This is a genomic window from Enterobacter sp. R-1.6.2, from assembly GCF_035064085.1.
GTDB lineage: Bacteria > Pseudomonadota > Gammaproteobacteria > Enterobacterales > Enterobacteriaceae > Enterobacter > Enterobacter asburiae_B.
In genome coordinates this window covers 89,654-108,256 of the sequence record NZ_JASEYI010000008.1, presented here as the reverse complement: position 1 = coordinate 108,256, position 18,603 = coordinate 89,654, and the positions used below count along the sequence as shown (strand labels likewise).

General features: G+C 52.6%; 17 protein-coding genes, 1 tRNA gene and 1 pseudogene. 14 read left to right on the top strand and 5 right to left on the bottom strand.

Annotation, left to right across the window (positions count from 1 at the left end):
* The first annotated feature begins 4 nt into the window (after nt 1–4).
* From QMN93_RS10915 to QMN93_RS10905, 3 genes are all read left to right on the top strand, one after another.
* Nucleotides 5–2,194: a TonB-dependent siderophore receptor gene (locus QMN93_RS10915; protein ID WP_045142987.1), complete on the top strand. Its 2,190-nt coding sequence runs from the start codon at nt 5–7 to the stop codon at nt 2,192–2,194.
* Nucleotides 2,195–2,358: 164 nt separating this feature from the next.
* Nucleotides 2,359–2,434 (top strand) — tRNA-Asn (locus QMN93_RS10910).
* Between the two features lie 161 nt (nt 2,435–2,595).
* Complete coding sequence (locus tag QMN93_RS10905) at nt 2,596–3,864, top strand: integrase arm-type DNA-binding domain-containing protein (RefSeq protein ID WP_200022182.1); 1,269 nt, start codon at nt 2,596–2,598, stop codon at nt 3,862–3,864.
* A gap of 211 nt (nt 3,865–4,075) precedes the next feature.
* Here QMN93_RS10905 and QMN93_RS10900 read toward each other — a convergent pair whose 3' ends face one another.
* From QMN93_RS10900 to leuC, 5 genes are all read right to left on the bottom strand, one after another.
* Complete coding sequence (locus QMN93_RS10900; RefSeq protein WP_050442677.1) at nt 4,076–5,056, bottom strand: LysR substrate-binding domain-containing protein; 981 nt, start codon at nt 5,054–5,056, stop codon at nt 4,076–4,078.
* Between the two features lie 65 nt (nt 5,057–5,121).
* Complete coding sequence (locus tag QMN93_RS10895; protein ID WP_032454833.1) at nt 5,122–6,045, bottom strand: alpha/beta fold hydrolase; 924 nt, start codon at nt 6,043–6,045, stop codon at nt 5,122–5,124.
* Between the two features lie 23 nt (nt 6,046–6,068).
* Nucleotides 6,069–6,944, bottom strand: a complete 876-nt coding sequence (locus QMN93_RS10890) for a fumarylacetoacetate hydrolase family protein (protein WP_032454832.1) — start codon at nt 6,942–6,944, stop codon at nt 6,069–6,071.
* A gap of 36 nt (nt 6,945–6,980) precedes the next feature.
* Nucleotides 6,981–7,589: a 3-isopropylmalate dehydratase small subunit gene (gene leuD / locus QMN93_RS10885; protein WP_032454831.1), complete on the bottom strand. Its 609-nt coding sequence runs from the start codon at nt 7,587–7,589 to the stop codon at nt 6,981–6,983.
* Nucleotides 7,590–7,594: 5 nt separating this feature from the next.
* Nucleotides 7,595–9,016: a 3-isopropylmalate dehydratase large subunit gene (gene leuC / locus QMN93_RS10880; protein WP_032454830.1), complete on the bottom strand. Its 1,422-nt coding sequence runs from the start codon at nt 9,014–9,016 to the stop codon at nt 7,595–7,597.
* A gap of 474 nt (nt 9,017–9,490) precedes the next feature.
* Between leuC and QMN93_RS10875 the strand changes: the two genes are divergently transcribed.
* The 11 genes and pseudogenes from QMN93_RS10875 (at nt 9,491) to QMN93_RS10825 (ending at nt 18,601) form a co-directional block, all read left to right on the top strand.
* Nucleotides 9,491–10,738, top strand: coding sequence for an MFS transporter (locus QMN93_RS10875; RefSeq protein ID WP_032454829.1), 1,248 nt, complete (start codon nt 9,491–9,493; stop codon nt 10,736–10,738).
* Between the two features lie 173 nt (nt 10,739–10,911).
* A pseudogene (locus QMN93_RS10870) lies at nt 10,912–11,169 on the top strand (IS5/IS1182 family transposase); the annotation flags it as partial.
* A gap of 201 nt (nt 11,170–11,370) precedes the next feature.
* Complete coding sequence (locus tag QMN93_RS10865; protein ID WP_323619250.1) at nt 11,371–12,294, top strand: hypothetical protein; 924 nt, start codon at nt 11,371–11,373, stop codon at nt 12,292–12,294.
* A 146-nt stretch (nt 12,295–12,440) separates the two neighbouring features.
* On the top strand, nt 12,441–12,635 hold the full coding sequence (locus QMN93_RS10860) for an AlpA family transcriptional regulator (RefSeq protein ID WP_032454827.1): 195 nt from the start codon (nt 12,441–12,443) through the stop codon (nt 12,633–12,635).
* Between the two features lie 61 nt (nt 12,636–12,696).
* Nucleotides 12,697–13,284 carry a DUF2857 domain-containing protein gene (locus QMN93_RS10855; protein WP_032454826.1) on the top strand — a complete coding sequence of 196 codons (588 nt, stop codon included), beginning with the start codon at nt 12,697–12,699 and terminating at the stop codon, nt 13,282–13,284.
* Nucleotides 13,274–13,483: a TraR/DksA family transcriptional regulator gene (locus QMN93_RS10850; protein ID WP_032454825.1), complete on the top strand. Its 210-nt coding sequence runs from the start codon at nt 13,274–13,276 to the stop codon at nt 13,481–13,483. Before QMN93_RS10855 ends, QMN93_RS10850 begins: the two co-directional genes overlap by 11 nt.
* 397 nt (nt 13,484–13,880) lie before the next feature.
* Entirely contained in the window at nt 13,881–14,102 is a 222-nt protein-coding gene (locus QMN93_RS10845; protein WP_081178126.1) for a hypothetical protein, read from the top strand.
* A 72-nt stretch (nt 14,103–14,174) separates the two neighbouring features.
* Nucleotides 14,175–14,819: a lytic transglycosylase domain-containing protein gene (locus QMN93_RS10840; RefSeq protein WP_032454823.1), complete on the top strand. Its 645-nt coding sequence runs from the start codon at nt 14,175–14,177 to the stop codon at nt 14,817–14,819.
* Complete coding sequence (locus QMN93_RS10835; protein WP_200022178.1) at nt 14,816–15,091, top strand: TrbC/VirB2 family protein; 276 nt, start codon at nt 14,816–14,818, stop codon at nt 15,089–15,091. The genes QMN93_RS10840 and QMN93_RS10835 overlap by 4 nt, the downstream gene beginning before the upstream one ends.
* Before the next feature lie 11 nt (nt 15,092–15,102).
* The gene (locus tag QMN93_RS10830; protein ID WP_032454821.1) at nt 15,103–17,850 is read left to right on the top strand and encodes a VirB3 family type IV secretion system protein; all 2,748 of its coding nucleotides are present in this window, start codon (nt 15,103–15,105) and stop codon (nt 17,848–17,850) included.
* Between the two features lie 22 nt (nt 17,851–17,872).
* Nucleotides 17,873–18,601 carry a type IV secretion system protein gene (locus tag QMN93_RS10825; protein WP_032454820.1) on the top strand — a complete coding sequence of 243 codons (729 nt, stop codon included), beginning with the start codon at nt 17,873–17,875 and terminating at the stop codon, nt 18,599–18,601.
* The last annotated feature ends 2 nt before the right edge of the window (nt 18,602–18,603 follow it).

The following is an 18,603-nucleotide window of genomic DNA, read 5'->3' as shown; positions in this document are numbered from 1 at the left end:
AACAATGAAACGTTCTCATCTTTGGGTTTTAAATCCTTGCTTGCTTGCAATGCTTTCTACCTCTGCGTGGGCGGAAGAACAAAAGGAAGAAAATATCGTGGTCTCCGCCAGCCGCGCGCACCGCAGCGTGGCGGAGATGGCGCAGACCACCTGGGTCATTGAACGGGCTGAAATTGAGCAGCAGGTTCAGGGCGGGAAAGAGATTAAAGAAGTGCTGGCACAGCTGATCCCAGGTATGGACGTCAGCAGCCAGGGCCGTACCAACTACGGCATGAACCTGCGCGGCCGCTCCATGATGGTGATGGTGGACGGCGTTCGCCTGAACTCGTCCCGCAGCGACAGCCGCCAGCTGGACTCTATCGATCCGTTCAACATTGACCGTATCGAAGTGATCTCCGGCGCCACCTCGCTCTACGGCGGCGGCAGCACCGGCGGCCTGGTGAACATCGTCACCAAAAAAGGCCAGCCGGATACCGAAGTGGAGTTCCAGACCGGGGCAAAGAGCGGGTTTAACAGCCACAACGATCGCGATGAGAACGTGTCGGCAGCCGTAAGCGGCGGTAACGACAACGCCTCCGGTCGTCTGTCGGTGTCGTATCAGCGCTACGGCGGCTGGTATGACGGCAAAGGCAACGAGGTGATTATCGATAACACCCAGACCGGCCTCCAGTATTCCGACCGTATAGATGTGATGGGCACAGGCACCATCAACATTGACGATCGTCAGCAGCTGCAGCTGACGACCCAGTACTACAAGAGCGAGTCCGACGGCAAGCATGGCCTGTATCTCGGGAAGAACTTCTCGGCGGTAACAGGCGATGCGACCGCGTACAACAAAGATAATCTTGATTCTGACCGCGTACCGGGCACCGAGCGCCATCTGATTAACCTGCAGTACTCCAATACCGATTTCTGGGGCCAGGATCTGGTCGCGCAGATTTACTATCGCGACGAGAGCCTGACCTATTATCCGTTCCCGACCCTGACCAAAGGCGTGGTGAGCAGCATCGGCGCGTCCCAGCAGAAAACCGATTTTTACGGCGGCAAGCTGACGCTGAACAGCAAGCCGGTGGACGATTTAACGCTGACCTGGGGTGTGGATGCCGACCACGAAACCTTCGATGCCAACCAGCAGTTCTTCAACCTGAGCAAGGCCGCGGCGAGCGGCGGCATGGAGCTGGATAACGCCTACAACGTGGGCCGTTACCCGGGCTACAGCATCACCAACCTCGCCCCGTTCCTGCAGGCCAGCTACGACATTGACGCCATCACCCTGAGCGGCGGCGTACGTTATCAGTACACCGAGAACAAGGTAGACGACTTTGTCGGTTACACCCAGCAGCAGGCCATCGCCACCGGGAAAGCCACCTCCGCCGACGCGGTGCCGGGCGGGAAAACCGATTACAACAACTTCCTGTTTAACGCCGGGATCCTCGGTCGCCTGACCGAACAGCAGCAGCTGTGGTTTAACTTCTCCCAGGGCTTCGAAATTCCGGACCTGGCGAAGTACTACGGCTCCGGCACCTATCAGCTCAGCAACGGTCACTATCGCCTGCTGAACAGCGTCAACGTGAACGACTCGACGCTGGACGGTATCAAGGTCAACGCTTATGAGCTGGGCTGGCGCTATACCGGCGATAATCTGCGCACGCAGGTCGCGGCGTATTACTCGCTCTCGGATAAAACCATCACCATCAACAAGACGGATATGACCATCAACCTGGAAGACGACAAGCGTCGTATCTACGGGGTTGAAGGTCAGGTGGACTATTTCTTCACCGACAGCGACTGGAGCACCGGTGCGAACTTTAACGCCATCAAGTCTGAAACGCGCGAAAACGGCAAATGGGAGAAGCTGACGGTTGACAGCGCCAGCCCGTCGAAAGCCAGCGCATGGGTCAACTGGGCGCCGGGCGACTGGACCCTGCGCGTGCAGAGCACGCAGACCTTTGACGTGTCAGATTCCGACGGCAAGAAGATCGATGGCTATAACACGGTCGACTTCCTGGGCAGCTACGCCCTGCCGGTGGGTAAGGTCAGCTTCAGCGTGGAAAACCTGCTGGACAAAGACTACACCACCGCCTGGGGCCAGCGCGCACCGGGGCTGTATAGCCCAACCTACGGCGCACCGGGGCTGTATACCTATAAAGGCCGCGGACGTACGTTTGGTCTGAACTACTCCGTACTGTTCTGATCCTGCGCGCCGCCTGCGGGCGGCGCATTTTGCTGTGTAATTTCAACGCGAATTTGCTATAAAATCAGCGATTTGCTGAAATTGTCGGCAAACGAACGAAAAGTTTAATTTCCCCCTTTGACAAGGTGAACGCAGGTCGATAATATTCGCCCCGTTCACACGATTCCTCTGTAGTTCAGTCGGTAGAACGGCGGACTGTTAATCCGTATGTCACTGGTTCGAGTCCAGTCAGAGGAGCCAGATTCTTGTTTTCATGCCGCTTTGCAAATCCCTGTGTGATTCAGATTCAATAAGTTAGCGTGAAAAGTCTTCCCGATGTATTTTCAGTTTACCCTCCGCATCGGGAGAATTTGGTGGTCAGATTTGGGGTCAAGTTGGTTCGATGACGGAGTGACCCCCAAATGTCTCTTAACGACTCAAAAATCCGCAACTTAAAACCATCCGCAAAACCCTTCAAAGTTTCCGATTCTCACGGTCTGTATCTTCTTATCAAACCCGGCGGCTCACGTCACTGGTATCTCAAGTATCGTATCAGTGGTAAGGAATCCCGTATTGCGTTGGGTGCTTATCCTGCTGTTTCCCTCTCTGATGCACGACAACAACGTGAAGGTATCCGTAAGATGCTGGCGCTGAACATCAACCCGGCAAAGCAGCGGGCCGCTGAACGCATTGCAGGCACACCGGAAAAAGTGTTTAAAACCGTGGCGTTGTCATGGCATAAAAGTAACAGGAAATGGTCACAGAACACTGCTGACCGTCTGCTTGCCAGCATGAACAATCATATCTTTCCGATTATCGGACATCAGTCAGTGTCAGAACTTAAACCCCGGAATTTCATTGACCTGCTGAAAGGCATTGAAGAAAAAGGCTTGTTGGAAGTCGCGTCCCGCACGCGGCAACACCTTTGCAGCATCATGCGCCATGCGGTCCATCAGGGGTTGATCGACACCAACCCGGCGGCAAATCTTGATGGTGTAACGGCTCCGCCCGTCAGACGGCATTATCCCGCCCTGCCGCTTGAACGGCTGCCTGAGCTGATTGAACGCATTGAGGGATATCATCAGGGCCGTGAGTTGACCAGACTGGCGGTCATGCTGACGCTGCATCTGTTCATTCGCTCCAGTGAACTGCGTTTTGCACGCTGGAACGAGATTGATTTCAGAAACCGGATCTGGACCATACCCGCCACACGCGAGACCATTACAGGAGTGCGTTATTCCGGACGTGGTGCCAAAATGCGCACACCGCATATCGTGCCGTTGTCCCGACAGGCCATCTGTATACTGAAACAAATAAAGGAAATCTCAGGTCATCTGGAAATAGTATTCCCCGGTGACCATAGCCCTTACAAGCCAATGTGTGAAAATACGGTCAACAAGGCACTACAACTGATGGGCTATGATACGAAAGTAGATGTCTGCGGACATGGATTCCGGGCAATGGCATGTAGCGCTCTGATGGAATCCGGACTTTGGCTTCAGGACGCCGTTGAACGCCAGATGAGTCACCAGGAACGAAACACCGTTCGCCTGGCTTATATACACAAAGCAGAGCATCTTGAAGCCCGCAAGGCCATGATGCAGTGGTGGTCGGATTATCTGGATACATGCCAGGAAGCATATGTACCACCTTTTATTCGAGTACGAAAAAATACCCACGAGACATTTTAGCTAAAATAAAGCCGTATCAGCCCATGCTGGTACGGCTTTATTTTATGGGTCTATCGTTCAGCCCCTACTGTATGAGGAAAGATACAAATACCACGATGGAGTAACTTGGGAGGATGTGGGAGACTTGCCGACGGAGCTAACGGCTCCAGGCTGAAACCCGGCGTGGTAAGGACCTCTTACCAGTCCCGATAGCGCGCCAGCAGGCCCTTCGTTAACAAAGCTGGCTCTTCCCATCCTCAGACGTTATTTTTCCCCACAGCGCGTCGCTGACGGGAGGAGTTTGCTGAAAATAGTCCATCAGGAAATCGATGCATACCTTCAGCTTTGCCGAACCTGAAGTGCGGTTGGAGTAAACAGCCCAGATGTTGGCGCTCTGATGCCACGACGGAAGAATTTGCACCAGTTCACCGCTCGTCAGATAGCGCTGAACCTCCCACAGGGAGCGAAGAATAATCCCGTGGCCGTTAAGCGCCCAGTTCAGCACCACTCTGCCACTGTTGGAGGAAAGCTGGCTGCCGATATGCAGTTGCGTGCTGTCGAGCCCGTTGGTGAGCGGCCAGACACCGAACTGCGCGCTACGCTCCTGGATGACCAGACACTTGTGCTGCTTGAGATCGCTTATCTGAGCTGGTGTGCCGTGCCTGGCAAGATACTGCGGCGCGGCGCACAGCACCCGTCGATTGAGCGAGAGCCTGCGGGTAATGTAGAGATCTTTAATATCGTCGCCGACGTGGATCTCGAGATCCACGCCCTCTTCGATAAGGTCAACCACCTGGTCGGTCAGGGTGAGCTTAACGTTTAGCGCCGGGTAGCGTTCCGCCAGCGCGGAGAGCGCGTTTGCCATGTACGTTGAACCGAACCCAAACGAGCAGCTAATGTGGATATTTCCCTCGATGGCGTCGCGCCAGGCGGCAAGCCCCGACACGAACTCGTCCATGCTGTCCAGGACGGAGATCGCTCCGCTCAGCGCCTTATGCCCGTCGGCGGTGAGCCGGATAGTGCGGGCGCTGCGATAAAACAGGCGCATGCCAAGACTTTTTTCAAGCAGGCCGATACGCTTGCTAACATAGGAGGGCGATAGCCCAAGCTCAGCCGCCGCGTTGGCAAAGCTCTCCTTGCGCACCACGGTCAGAAAAACGTTCAGATCTTCGATAAGCGGCCACTGCGCCCGCTGCTTGTCATGAGTGCTCATGTGCATGCCATCCGGAGAATAAAAAATGAGGCCCGTTCTCGAGCCTCGTTGGCGGCGCAGAACCTTCAGGAAAGGAAGGGCATGATGACCCTGAGCATCTCCTCCGGGCACTCCTCCTGAGGGCTGTGTCCGCAAGGCATTGGCACGCCGCTCACGTTCAACGCCTTTTCCTGCCACGTTGATATTACATCATAAAGTTGGCCTACGGTGCCTTTTGCACCCCACAGGGCCAAAAGCGGGCTTCCGATACGCAGATGCTTATCGGCTTCATCGTCAGCCAAGTCTATCGTGGCCGCCGCCCGGTAATCTTCGCAAACCGCGTGCAGCGTTTCCGGGTTCTGATAGCAGCGCAGATATTCGGCAAATACCTCCGGCTCCGTCGCTCCTGGCGTTTTCAACTGTCCGCTAATGTGCTTTTGCAGGAAGAAGGTCGGGTCGGAGGCTATCAGCTTCTCCGGTAGCGGCGCGGGCTGAATCAGGAAGAACCACCAAAAATAGCGCGTGGCAAAAGCCTTATCCGTACGTTCATACATCGTGGCCGTTGGCGCGATATCAATAAAGACGCTGCGCTTAACCTGCTGCGGATAGTCCAGCGCCAGGCGATGCCCGACGCGAGCGCCGCGGTCGTGCCCGATAAAGGCAAACCCGTCGTTAAAGCCCAACCGCGCCATCAGCAAAACGATATCCTTTGCCATCTCGCGCTTGGAATAGGTGCGGTGCTCGGGGTCGCTCGGCGGCTTGCTGCTGTCACCGTATCCCCGAATATCGGGCATGATGACGGTAAAGCGTTGAGCAAGCGTGGGGGCAATCTTGCGCCAGGTTACATGGTTTTGCGGGTGCCCGTGCAGCATCAGCAGCGGCTCACCCTGACCGCCAACCGCAGCGCGCAGGCGGATGCCATTGCCCAGTTCAACGTCCAGTAGCCGGAAGCCAGGAATAAAGGCAGACTCACCTTTATCTTTAATGCCTTCAGTGGTAACTATCATCATCAAACTCCTTATGTTTTCTCCGCTCAGGCTGGTATCTCAACCACCTGACGCGCCTCGCTGACCGTGTTGCTCAGGCGGCCAAGCCCCTCAATCTCCACCTCAATGCGGTCACCCTGGCGTAAGAATAACGGGGGAACGCGCTTTTTACCCACACCACCCGGCGATCCGGTAATGATCACATCTCCAGGCATCAGGCGAGTAAAAGTGCTGATATAGCTAATAAGCTCGGCGATCTTATGTACCATATTGCTGGTGTTATCGTCCTGTACCATCCGCCCGTTCAGCCAGGTGTGGATAGCCAGCGCCTGTGGATCGACAATCTCATCCTGAGTGGTTAAGTAGGGTCCAAACGAGCCGGTCTGCGGCCAGTTTTTACCGGCGGTATACCAGGTATGCTGCCAGTCGCGCACGGAGCCATCCATGTAGCAGCTGTAGCCTCCCACGTACTCCAGGGCCCGTTCGGCGCTAGCGTGAAAGCAGCTTTTACCAATAATGACGGCAAGCTCGCCCTCATAATCAAATTCAGCGCTGGCTTCCGGTTTGAGCAGTGTGCCGTTGTGACCGGTCTGCGAATCGGCAAAGCGAATAAACAGCGTGGGTTCGTTATTCTTTTCGTCAAACTCAAGGCGCTTGTCGGCGTAGTTCATGCCCACGCAGATGATTTTGTTCGGATCTTCGATAACCGGAAGATAGCTAATATCCTCCAGTGCGTAGTCCGGCTGCTGCTGTCCGTAAGCGGCAGCTTCGACCAAAGCGTCACCAGCCAGCAGTGATTTGATAGTCGGATAACGTGCGCCTATCCGCGTCCCCAGATCGATAACGCCGTTTTCGGTCCATATGCCGTAACTTTTATCGCGGCTATTTTTGCCGCCCTGATGCATAAAACTGACCAGTTTCATAATGTTCTGCTCACTCCTCAGAGTCGTTCTTACGTTCTACGCCACAAGCCACGGGTGCGTGGTAAAGTGGCGCTCCTCAAAATCACGTATTTCCTGCTGATATTGCAATGTGTAGCTAATCGCATCGTGCCCTTGCAGCAGCATCTGCTTTTTCAGTTCATCCACGGCAAAGGAGAAGGCTGTTTCCCCTGCCTGAATGCGTTGTTGCTGTAAATCAACGGTGATGTGATTACTCGTCGGATTACCTGCCACCTGGGACAGCAGGTCGATATCCACTGCTGAAAGCGTCAGGGTTAGCACGCCGTTGCGCTGGCAGTTGTCGTTAAAAATACCGGCGAAGCTGGTGCCGATAAGCGCCCGAATACCGAGCTGGCGTAGCCCCCAAACCGCGTGTTCGCGGCTGGAGCCGCAGCCAAAGTTAGGGCCAACGATCAGAAACGTCGCGCCGCGCCACTCGGGGCGGTTGAGAATAAAATCGGGGTTGGGCTCGCCGCTGGCTAACCAACGCTGGTCGTAAAAAGCACCCTTATCCAGTCCGCTGCGATCGATGCCCTTAAGGAACTGTTTGGGCATGATGACGTCGGTATCAATGTTGGCCGCCATCATCGGTGCGGCAATGCCGGTAACGCTGTTGAAAGGTTCCATTTTGTCTATTGTTCCTGCTGCAAAAACTGGCGTACATCGACCAGGTGACCGGCTACCGCGGCGGCGGCCACCATTGCCGGGCTCATCAGATGGGTTCTTGCTCCCGCGCCCTGGCGACCGGCAAAGTTGCGGTTGGTGCTCGACGCACAGCGATCGCCCGGCATCAGTACGTCCTCGTTCATCGCAAGGCACATCGAGCATCCGGACTGGCGCCATTCAAATCCCGCGGCAATAAAGATTTTCGCCAGCCCTTCTCGTTCGGCGCGGGCGCGTACCTGGGTTGAGCCTGGTACGATGATTCCCCTGACCCCCGGCGCGATTTTTCTATCGCGCAGCACCTGTGCGACGGCGCGTAGATCTTCAATACGCCCGTTGGTGCAGGAGCCGATAAAGGCGTGGGAGATAGGGATGCCGCTGAGCGGCATGCCGGGTTCAAGCCCCATGTAGGCCAGCGCGTGTTGCATGTCGCGCCGCCTGGATGGGTCCTGCTCATCGGCAGGGTTGGGAACGATATCGGTGATGCTGCCGCCTTGATCGGGGCTGGTTCCCCAGGTGACGCGCGGCGTCAGGTTTGCGCAGTCAAGCACCACTTCTTTATCAAAGACCGCGCCCTCATCGCTGTGCAGAGTGCGCCAGTGGGCGAGAGCCTGCTGCCACATTCCGCCCTTAGGGACGCGCGGCGCGGATTTGATATAGGCAAATACCTTGTCGTCGGGCGCCATGAACGCGCCGCGCGCCCCTGCTTCAACCGCCATATTGCAGACGGTCATGCGCCCTTCGACGCTCAGCGCAGCGATCGCTTCGCCGCAAAACTCAATTGCGTAGCCCGTCGCGCCATCCGCGCCGATTTGGGCGATAAGCAGCATGACAATATCTTTTGCCGTCGCGGCAAACGGCAGCTCGCCATCCACCCGGACGCGCAGCGTTTTCAGTTTTTTATAGGCCAGCGTCTGCGTCGCCAGCATATGCTCAATTTCAGAGGTGCCAATGCCGAAGCCGAATGCGCCAAAAGCGCCGTAGGTGGTGGTGTGGCTGTCACCGGCAGCAATCACCATGCCCGGCAGCACCATCCCCTGTTCGTGGGCGACAACGTGTTCGATACCCTGACGCTCATCCATCACGCCAAAAAGCTCGAGGCCAAAATCCCGGCTGTTCGATTCAAAATAGCGAACCTGGAGTTCACCGCCCGGATCGGTCATCTCTTTAGTGCGCTCGGGGCGCGTTGGGTTAACGTGATCGACGTTGAGTAAAATACTTTTTGGCTGCCAGACCTGACGTTTCGCTTCGCGTAATCCGCTGAACGCCTGCGGGCTGGTATACTCATTCAAAATAGAGCGATCGATATACAGCAGCACATTACCCTGTTGGTCTAATTGTCGAATAATATGTGCATCGATTATTTTATCGTACAACGTTTTAGGTTTCATGGTTGGATCACCTTGCTTATATACTGCAATAACAAAAGGCATTGCTCACGTCACCAGAATATTAGCAACCGCAGCGAAAAAGCTTAAGTAAAAGCATGACATACAGCCATGAGGCCAAAGAACACGGATCGTGTTTTATGTAACACAATGATATTATTAATTTTTTTATCCATGAGCGATGATCTGGCGATCTACTAATAAAAGTGTGATCGCAATAGCTTGAAAAGTGAAAAAAAATAATAATGCAAGAGTTAATTCTCAGCTCGCTGCACGCTGGCTGAGCGTAAGATCATTGGAAATAAATAAGATGCACGATTCATAATTCAATCTATTACGCCTGGTGAGTATCGCGTGGCAATAATTAATGTATAAATCCTATGGTTATTTGAACAGACAACCTGATGATGCGCTAACGCTTTTTGGGCATATCGCGCGTACCACCAAAATTATCTAAAGAAATTGTGAGGAATAAAAATGAAGCCAGCAGCGAATAACATCGGACTCAGAAATTATTTACCCATACTGCTCACGCTGCCGCTGGCCGGACTGGCGGAGCTTGCCTCTCTATACTCTATTCAGGCGCTGCTGCCAAAGCTGGCGGAGGTTTACCATATTCCGCTTAATCAGGTTGGCCTGATCCTGTCTGCCGAAGTCGGCTGTTTGGCCCTGGCCATGCTGTTTACCGGCAGCCTTTCCGACCGCTTTGGACGCAAGCAAACTATCGTCGTTTCACTGCTGCTAGGCGGCATTTTGACGCTGATGTGCACGACCGTCAGCGCCTGGCCGGAGCTGGTGCTTTATCGCGCTCTGCTTGGCCTTGCCGTCAGCGGCATCACGGCGGCGGTCACCGTTTATATCTGCGAAGAGGTATCTCCCGTTCTGGCGGGCGTAGTCACCGGCTATTTTATTTTTGGTAACTCGCTGGGTAGCATGTCGGGCAGGGTTTTCGCCACGCTGATGATGGAACACGTTTCGCTGAACGTTATTTTCATGCTGTTTGGCGGTCTGCTGATCTTTATGGCGTTTTACGTTCTCTATTTCCTTCCGGCGTCGAAAAACTTTACCCCGAGCACCGCGCTAAACCTGACGCAGATGTTAAAAGGCGGTATTGAACATTTTAAAAACAGAAATATCTCTCTGGCCTACGTTATCGGCTTTATTCTCTTCGGCTCCTTTACCTCTATTTTTAACTTCGTCGCCTTCTATCTTCACCGCGAACCGTTCAATCTCTCATTTACCCATATCGGGCTGATCCCCGTGAGCTTTGCGCTAACCTTCTTCTCCGCGCCGACGACCGCCAGGCTGGCCGTGCGGTTTGGCGCCATGAATATGCTTAGCATGCTGCTGATGGTGATGATTGTCGGCGCCGCCATCAGCATTTTTGCCACCACCGCGGCGGTATTTATTTTCGGGGTGGTTGTCCTCTCGGTGGCCTTCTTTACCTCACACTCAACCATTCTCTCCTGGGTGAGCAGGCACGCCTCTCATGCTAAAGGACAGGCAACGGCATTTTATCTCTTCTGCTATTACGCGGGCGGGGCGGTGCTGGGCTACCTCAACGGTTTCGTTTTTGCCAAAGCGGGATGGAACGGGCTGGCGCTCTCCGTGATTTCCCTGCTGGCGATTGGGCTGCTGCTTAGCCGTATTCTGCATGCTGCCAATAAGCAAAGAGTAATGGAGACGCGCGAGATGGTTAATATCGGGATCGATGCCGATAATTAAGTACAGAATCTGGCCCGATTCCGCGTAAAGTTCGGCAGCGGGCCGGATACTTTATTGAACCCTGTACGCCGTAAAAAGCGTGGCCCCCGTGACTACGGGGCCGGATGATTAAGCGCATCATTAAATTTTATTTCTGCAGCATCCACGACGCATTTTAGCAGGACAGGAGCGATGGTTACGAAGCGGAGTGATTGAAAAACGTATCTGCTGAGCGGTCGTTACGAGCCGCATATCCAGTCCCGTAAAGAGGAGTCTGATGCCAGTAAAAATATGACTGCAAGGCCCATTGTTGGGTCGTTGAGGGGACTCATAGCTGGATGAATCACTTTCGCCGGGCCCTGACCCGATGGGAAAAGGAGACCGAAAGTTACAAGGCCATGCTGCATTTTGCCTGTGGTCTTATTGTCTGGAATAAGATCCTATTGAGATAGGCTCTTAATCTGGTATTCGTTCTTCTTTTTGTCTACTGCTAAACATTGGGCCGAACACGGGGGCCTGAAGCGCTAAGCAGCCTCCGTTTCAAAATAATCCAGACCTCACAACATAATAGATACCGCACCCTGAAATAAATTCCACTGAGAAATTTTATGAATTTTTTTTGAAAAAACCAATAAAAACAGAGGAGAATTATCATGTCAAAAAAACAACCATTATCAAATACAAAACATAGTTCGCCTGACTGGCTGACTATAAGTGAAGCAGTCGAGATAATAAATAAAAAAGGTTGGAAATTAAAAAAAAGTGACATTTACAGGCATGCACTACATGGTAGCATTCGTCTCTCCATTTACTTTCAGTCGCCATTTACATTACGGAAAATTCAAAGGTCAGGCTACAAAGTAAGGCTTAGAACATCTGAAATGTCATTAATAAATCGTTTATGCCTTCTTGACAAAAAAACCTTTCTTAACGGGCATAACTTTATTATTAGCACTGCTGGCAAATATATCATGCCCACACAGAGAGTTATTGATACTCCATTGATTGGATATGAATATGTTCTAATACAGAGATTACTTGCCCATTCCCTTAAAATCCCCTTACCTGTAACAGGAGCCATTGATTTTAATCATGGCATAACAGTCAGCTTACAGGGGGAAATATATCAACTATTCGACAGGGTAACGTGGAAAAAAAGAATAAAACAAAAAATCATGCAACTCCCTAAAAATATTTCACAAGATGTACATGAAGAAATATTCTCTCAGAGGATACACGATTACCTGGAAAAAGAGTATTTCCCGGCTCATGTTCTACCTCGGGATGCCTGGTTTGTCATTCGACACGCTGAACTTGATAAATTCATTAACATAGAGATTAAGAACAAAATGAAACCATTATCTTCAACACGAATATCAACACCATTATCTCGTTTTTTCTGGCTGGCCTGCAAACATAATGAGACGATCAGCCCACTAATCCGGCAGCCCTATAAACTTCTGTCCATTTTTGAACAGTGGGCCTTTCATGATGGTATTACAGACCATCTGAGTGGCGATACGCTGAAAAATGCGCTGGAACGGGGTTCTCCTTCTTCTACATCCTTATCTAACTGATCAGATATTTATCCGTCTCGATACATAACCCGTATTAAGAGGTTACCCGCGCTTAATACGGGTTCATTAGCTTTTCCTTCACCTTTCACCGTGTTTTTTTGTTGTCTCCGGGCTTACCCCGTTTATTTCCACCACAGGAGAAAACGATGACAGCACATCAGTTATTACGTCTGAAACAGGTTGAAGAAAAAACCGGTCTTAAACGCTCTCAGATTTACCTGTATATGAAAAACGGAACCTTTCCTCGTTCAATCAAGATAGGCCCATCCAGTGTGGCATGGCTTGAATCCGAAATTGATGAGTGGATCAACCTGAAATTATCCGGACGCGAGGGCAGTTGAAAATGTCCATCTATTTTTTATTTTCTGAACTTCTCCAGAAATAGCATGAGGCGATAACCGGATGATCCCATCAATTAATTACTCCATCATAGCCAATGCATTGCATGCACTGAAAGAAGGCAATATTCGCCACTGTGAATCTCTGGGATTTACTATCGACGAAATAAATGCTCTTGATCAGTTATCCCTTGATGAACTGTTTACTGTCAGCCGGGCGGCGGCACCCTTTGTTTCGATCATTGTCCGCCATGATGTTCTGCATCATTTACTGGCGCAGGCCCGCCAAGAATACCGGCATCAACAGGAGATTAACCGGGCTATCCGCCTGGGTGGCTCTATCGCGTTGCTCAACCACTATTTTGGCCTGACATCAAATGAAGTCTGCCTTCGCCGTAGGTTGCTGGGTGTCAGCGTGCCGTATGGCCGGACACCTGAACCGGATGAAAAGACGGATGCGGCTATCTGGCTGCAATGGCAACAGTGCCGGGTGGAAAACCTTGAATCGCCTGATGCTCTGATGGCTATGATGCAGGTGACGGAAGCCCTACTGCCGAAGACCGAAGGACTTTTACTCACTACGGTCTGGAAGCGTATTGCACTTTGCGAACAGGAAGTTGCCGCTGACAGGAGGACGTCATATGCCGGATGAGATCGATCGCGATCAGGAATTTAATGAACAGCGACTGGAGGAGATGATTGAGCAGAATCGCTTTAAACCGGGACCAACGCCATCATTATTCTGCTGTCGTGTATGTGGTAAACCCATTCCTGAAAAACGACGGCAGACACTGCCTGGCATAGCAACTTGTACCGAATGTCAGGAACAACTTGAGCGTTGCAGACGCTGATAATAGCGATAAAGACGTGCGGGGATATTATTTCCCTGCATGTCTTTCTGGTTCTATGAAAATATAAATACCTATTTATTGTCTGCTACGTATATTTCGCTTTCCTTCCGCATATGATAATCCTTGTCAGGATATCTCTCTTATTTTCATTTTGACTTTATCATTTATATCCCTGGCAAAATATATGAATCTGAAAATGCCATTACTGCATGGTTGCCTTGATGGACGTTAATTCGTCCGGGCCAGGTATCGCTCTTTAACAACCGGGATCAGGCTGTCACGTAACCACAATTCAGGGTGCCGCTGAATGTTCTCGCTGACCCGTTAAAACCGGAATGCAGAATCGGGATGTGATCGGTTTATTTCATTCACTGTTGTTTTGATTAAAGGAAATTCCATGAGGAAACCCGTTTATCACGTCTTTGTCACTCAGGAAAGCCAGCCCAATGCACAGGGTGAAAAAAACACGTACTGGACAAAAGTTGGCGTGGGCTTCGCGCATAACGGCAAGCCCGGCCTGAATATCGTGCTGATACCCGGTATTGCTGTTTCCGGCAGGCTGGTGCTGCTCGAACCCAGAGAAGACAGCGACATTTCGCAGGATGCCTCTGCCGCTTAATCCATTTTCTCTTCCTCTCCTCCGGCGGCGTACTTTTCTGTAAGCCGCCAGTCTCTCTGTTACGAGGCCAGCATGCTTTCCACCACTGCCTTTCTGGCACTGGCGGTGCAGTGCGCCGCCAGTATTCACCCGTCCACGTCGCTTGACGTGGCGCGGGTCGAATCCGGTTTCCACCCTTACGCCATTGCTGAAATTCTGCCAGACAGCCGGGGCGTGATTTCACATTTCCCCACGAGCCTGTCGGAGGCGATCCGCCTCACCGGACGGCTGGCAGCACGGGGCAGACGCTATTCGGTCGGCCTGATGCAAATCACCAGCACCAATTTCCGCCATTACGGCGTCACGGCCAGCGACCTGCTTAACCCTTGCGTCAATCTGTCGGTATTTGAGCGCATTCTCGATGACTGTTACCGGCGCGGCGGCACCCTGAAACGGGCGCTCAGTTGTTACTACTCCGGCAACTTTGAAACCGGCCTGCGACCAGAATCCGCCTTTAACCAGACCAGCTACGTACAGCGCATTGGCTATGTCGTCCCGTCCACGCGGGAAGACCGGCAGCGTACCCCTGACCGGAACGTACAGCCCTCTGTCCGTTATCCCGCCGTTGTACTGAGCGGCGAGCCTGTCGGTGCCACTGCGCCGGTCCTGACTTCCCTCCATTATCCCAACGCCGTCATTCGCGGCACCGTTCCTGTTGTCATTCACGAGGAGAAATGATCATGCGTCAATGCAATATAGTTGCTGCTTCACTCCTGCTGTCCACTCCGGCGCTGGCGGTAGATGGCGGATTTAACAAGGCGAATGAAACACTGAGCAACACCTCAACCGGTCTGCTGGGACTGGCCGCCGTCACCATCACGCTGGCAACCATGTGGGTGGGCTACAAGGTGCTGTTCGATGGCAAGAGCCTGCATGACATACGTAACGTCATCATCGGCGCGATCCTGATTGTTGGCGCGTCCGGCTTCGGTGCCTACTGGGCATCATAAGGGAGGCAACGATGGCTACGCTGAATAAAGCACTTACGCGGCCAGCCGCCATTATGGGCATTCCTCTGGTGCCGTTCGTTCTTGTCAGCGGGGCCATCGTCCTGCTGGCGGTCTATGTCAGCTATTACCTGGTACTGTTGCTGATCCCGGCCTGGGCGGAAATGAAAAATAAAGCCCGTAAGGATATCCATTATTTTGGGCTGCTCTGGCTGGCATTTAAAACCCGTGGGCGGCTTTTCACCAATAACTATTTTGGTGCAAATGCCCTTCTGGCAAACCAGTACGATAACGTTGATGTATCGGAGTTTATTCAGAAAATGAAATTAAACGAGCGTATCACGCTGGATAAGTATATTCCGTATTCCTCCCATATTCACCCTTACGTCATCAGAAATCGTCACCGTGATTTTGTTGCCACCTGGGAGCTGGGCGGCACGGTCTTTGAATGTGAAGATGAACATCACCTGACCCTGATGGCCACGCATCTGAATAACGTTATTCGTTCGTATGAGGGTCTGCCGGTAACATTATATATTCACCGGCTCCGTGAAAAATATCATGATGCTTTTGAAGCCTGTTCGGGCATTCCCTTTTCCGATGAGATAACACGTCGGTATTACCAGCCGGTAAAAGAAAAACCGTTCTGGCGGCACCGGCTGTTTTTCTCCGTCTGCTACGCACCGTTCTCTCAGATTGAGAAGAAAACCATGAAGGCGCAGTCGCACGGTAAACGCCAGCCAGCACTGGATGACGCGCTCAAAATCATGCAGGAATACCGTGAAGCACTGGAATCTTCATTATCCCGCTATATGGCAACGCCGCTGGGGATATATGAAGAAAATGGTCGCGTGTATTCCTCACAACTGGCGTTCTTCCATCGTCTGCTTACCGGTCGGTGGCAGAAGGTGGCCGTAACGCGCTCACCATTTTATGAAACGCTCAGTACGCCGGACGTGTTTTTCACCACCGACACCGGTGAATGCCGGACGGTCGGCGGCTCCCGCTTCTTCCGTAGCCTGGAGATTAAGGATTATTCCCCGGAAACCCATACCGGTATGCTGGATGCGCTGCTGTACGCCGAAAGCGAGTATGTTCTGACGCAGTCCTTTACCTGTATGGCACGGGATGAGGCGCAGAATCATATCCGGCTGGCGGAAAAACGACTGAATTCGGCAGACGATGACGCGCTGTCGCAACGTGAAGAGCTGACAGTACTGCGCGACCTGCTCCAGTCCGGGCATGTGTCCTGCGGGAAATTCCACTTTTCCCTGCTGGTGTCGTCGGACAACGCCACTCAGGTGGTGAAAGATACCAACATGCTGGCGCAGCCTTTCGCCGATCTCGGCATTATGACGACGCTTTCCTCCATGTCACTGCCCGCTGCATATCTGGCACAACTGCCGGGTGTCTATACGCTGCGCCCCCGACTGGTGGCCGTCAGCAGCCAGAATTTTGCCGATATGGCCTGCCTGCATAACTTCCATCCCCACAAACGCAGCGGCAATCCATGGGGGGAAGCCATCGCCATCCTCACATCTCCCGGTGGTGGCGGGTATTACCTGAACCTGCACGACAGCCAGGCCAGGCGAGATGACACCGGTGAGAAAACGCCGGGGAATACGGCGATTATCGGGAAAACCGGTTCAGGCAAAACCCTGCTGATGACTGTCATGCAACAACTGATGCAGAAGTACCGCAACCCGGCGACATTTGCGCCTTCTGCCACCAACAAACGGCTGACCACGGTGTATTTCGATAAGGATCGGGCGGCGGAAATGGCGATCCGCCAGGCGGGCGGGCGTTATTTCCGCATCCGTACCGGCGAGTCCACCGGCTTCAACCCGTTTGCGCTGGAGCCAACCCGCCGGAACATCAGTTTCATCAAACGGCTGGTGCGCATGCTGTGCCGCCGCAACGGTAAGCCGCTCGATCCGCGCGATGAGGAGCGGATCAGTGCCGCCGTGGACACCATCATGCTGGACTACCCGCCGGAGTACCGTCGGTACGGGATCACCCGGCTGCTGGAAGTGCTGCCGGAGCCGCCGACCACAGACGCCCGCACCAACGGGCTGCGTATTCGCCTGAAACAGTGGGCGCAGGGGGGCGAGTTCGGCTGGGTGTTTGATAACGAGGCTGATACTTTCACCATCAGCGATGTCGATAACGTTGGTATCGACGGCACCGAATTTCTGGATGATGACGATATTCGCGGTCCCGTGACCTTTTACCTGCTGTACCGTGTGACCAGTCTTCTGGACGGTCGCCGCCTGGTGATGTTTATGGATGAGTTCTGGCGCTGGCTGGCCGATGTCGAATTTTCCCGTTTCTCGCTCAATATGCTGAAAGTTATCCGTAAGCTGAACGGGATCTTCGTCCCGGCAACACAGTCACCGGATGAAATCGTCAGACATCCCATCGCCCCGGCGATTATTGAGCAGTGCGGTACCCAGATTTTCCTCGCCAATCCGAAAGCCAGCTATACAGATTACGTGGAGAAAATGAAAGTGCCGGACAGCGTTTATGAGACGGTCAGGAACCTGGATCCGGGCGAGCATTATATGGTCATCCTGAAAACACCGCTGCGGGCCGGAGAAACCCGCCCGTTTGTGGCAATGGCGAAAATGGATCTGTCCGGACTGGGTAAACTCACCCGACTTCTCAGCGCCAGTGAAGACAACCTGAAAATATTCGATGCCATTTATCAGGACGGTATGCGACCTGATGAATGGAAAGATACGTTTCTTGACCGGGCAATCTGAAAGCCAACCGGAGGTAATATCAATGCGTTCCAGGAATCACCTTCTGGCATTATCGTTATTTTTCTCAGCACAGGCGTTCAGCGCCGGAATACCGGTTTTTGACGCCGTGCAGAATACCGAATCCATTAACCAGTGGATGCAGAAACTACAGCAATGGGAGGATACAGTTACCCATTATAAAAGTGAACTTGATGCATATAAGAAGCAACTGGCTACCGCAACCGGCGTGCGGGATATTCAGGGTTTTCTCAGTGATGCCAGAAGCCTGAAAACCGATATTGATAATCTCCGTAAGAACGGTATTTCACTGCATGATCTGCTGACCACGCAGAACAGTTCATATTCTGCTGAACTGCAAAACCTTTACAATAAATACAAATCGTTCAGCGTATGCAGCGAGGAACAGGAAGGAATAAAGTCTCAGGCCCTGGCCGACAGTTGTAAACAGATGATCCTCAATCAGGCAATGGCGATTGAGAATACCACTGACGTTGAAAACAGGATTAACAGCACACTCAGCGACATATCAGACTTATCTGACCGTATATCAAATGCGCAGGACTCGAAAGAGTCTCAGGATCTGGCTAACGCCATCGCGGCGAAAAGCGTACAGTTAAATGCGCTGACGAATCAGTGGGAGATGTCTGTCAGACAGGCTGAACAGCGAACGACATTGCTGGAACAGCAAAGACAGAAAGCCTTTGAACAGCAGCAACTAACGGCACCTGTTGCTGACCTTAATAATTTATAAGG

Bases quoted from the DNA above. Each gene is read 5' to 3' on its own strand.
- QMN93_RS10875 (WP_032454829.1), top strand. From the start codon at position 9,491: ATGAAGCCAGCAGCGAATAACATCGGACTCAGAAATTATTTACCCATA.
- QMN93_RS10890 (WP_032454832.1), bottom strand. From the start codon at position 6,944: ATGAAACTGGTCAGTTTTATGCATCAGGGCGGCAAAAATAGCCGCGAT.
- QMN93_RS10825 (WP_032454820.1), top strand. From the start codon at position 17,873: ATGCGTTCCAGGAATCACCTTCTGGCATTATCGTTATTTTTCTCAGCA.
- QMN93_RS10850 (WP_032454825.1), top strand. From the start codon at position 13,274: ATGCCGGATGAGATCGATCGCGATCAGGAATTTAATGAACAGCGACTG.
- leuD (WP_032454831.1), bottom strand. From the start codon at position 7,589: ATGGAACCTTTCAACAGCGTTACCGGCATTGCCGCACCGATGATGGCG.
- QMN93_RS10900 (WP_050442677.1), bottom strand. From the start codon at position 5,056: ATGAGCACTCATGACAAGCAGCGGGCGCAGTGGCCGCTTATCGAAGAT.
- QMN93_RS10835 (WP_200022178.1), top strand. From the start codon at position 14,816: ATGATCATGCGTCAATGCAATATAGTTGCTGCTTCACTCCTGCTGTCC.
- QMN93_RS10845 (WP_081178126.1), top strand. From the start codon at position 13,881: ATGAGGAAACCCGTTTATCACGTCTTTGTCACTCAGGAAAGCCAGCCC.
- QMN93_RS10915 (WP_045142987.1), top strand. From the start codon at position 5: ATGAAACGTTCTCATCTTTGGGTTTTAAATCCTTGCTTGCTTGCAATG.
- QMN93_RS10860 (WP_032454827.1), top strand. From the start codon at position 12,441: ATGACAGCACATCAGTTATTACGTCTGAAACAGGTTGAAGAAAAAACC.
- QMN93_RS10895 (WP_032454833.1), bottom strand. From the start codon at position 6,045: ATGATGATAGTTACCACTGAAGGCATTAAAGATAAAGGTGAGTCTGCC.
- QMN93_RS10865 (WP_323619250.1), top strand. From the start codon at position 11,371: ATGTCAAAAAAACAACCATTATCAAATACAAAACATAGTTCGCCTGAC.
- leuC (WP_032454830.1), bottom strand. From the start codon at position 9,016: ATGAAACCTAAAACGTTGTACGATAAAATAATCGATGCACATATTATT.
- QMN93_RS10840 (WP_032454823.1), top strand. From the start codon at position 14,175: ATGCTTTCCACCACTGCCTTTCTGGCACTGGCGGTGCAGTGCGCCGCC.
- QMN93_RS10905 (WP_200022182.1), top strand. From the start codon at position 2,596: ATGTCTCTTAACGACTCAAAAATCCGCAACTTAAAACCATCCGCAAAA.
- QMN93_RS10830 (WP_032454821.1), top strand. From the start codon at position 15,103: ATGGCTACGCTGAATAAAGCACTTACGCGGCCAGCCGCCATTATGGGC.
- QMN93_RS10855 (WP_032454826.1), top strand. From the start codon at position 12,697: ATGATCCCATCAATTAATTACTCCATCATAGCCAATGCATTGCATGCA.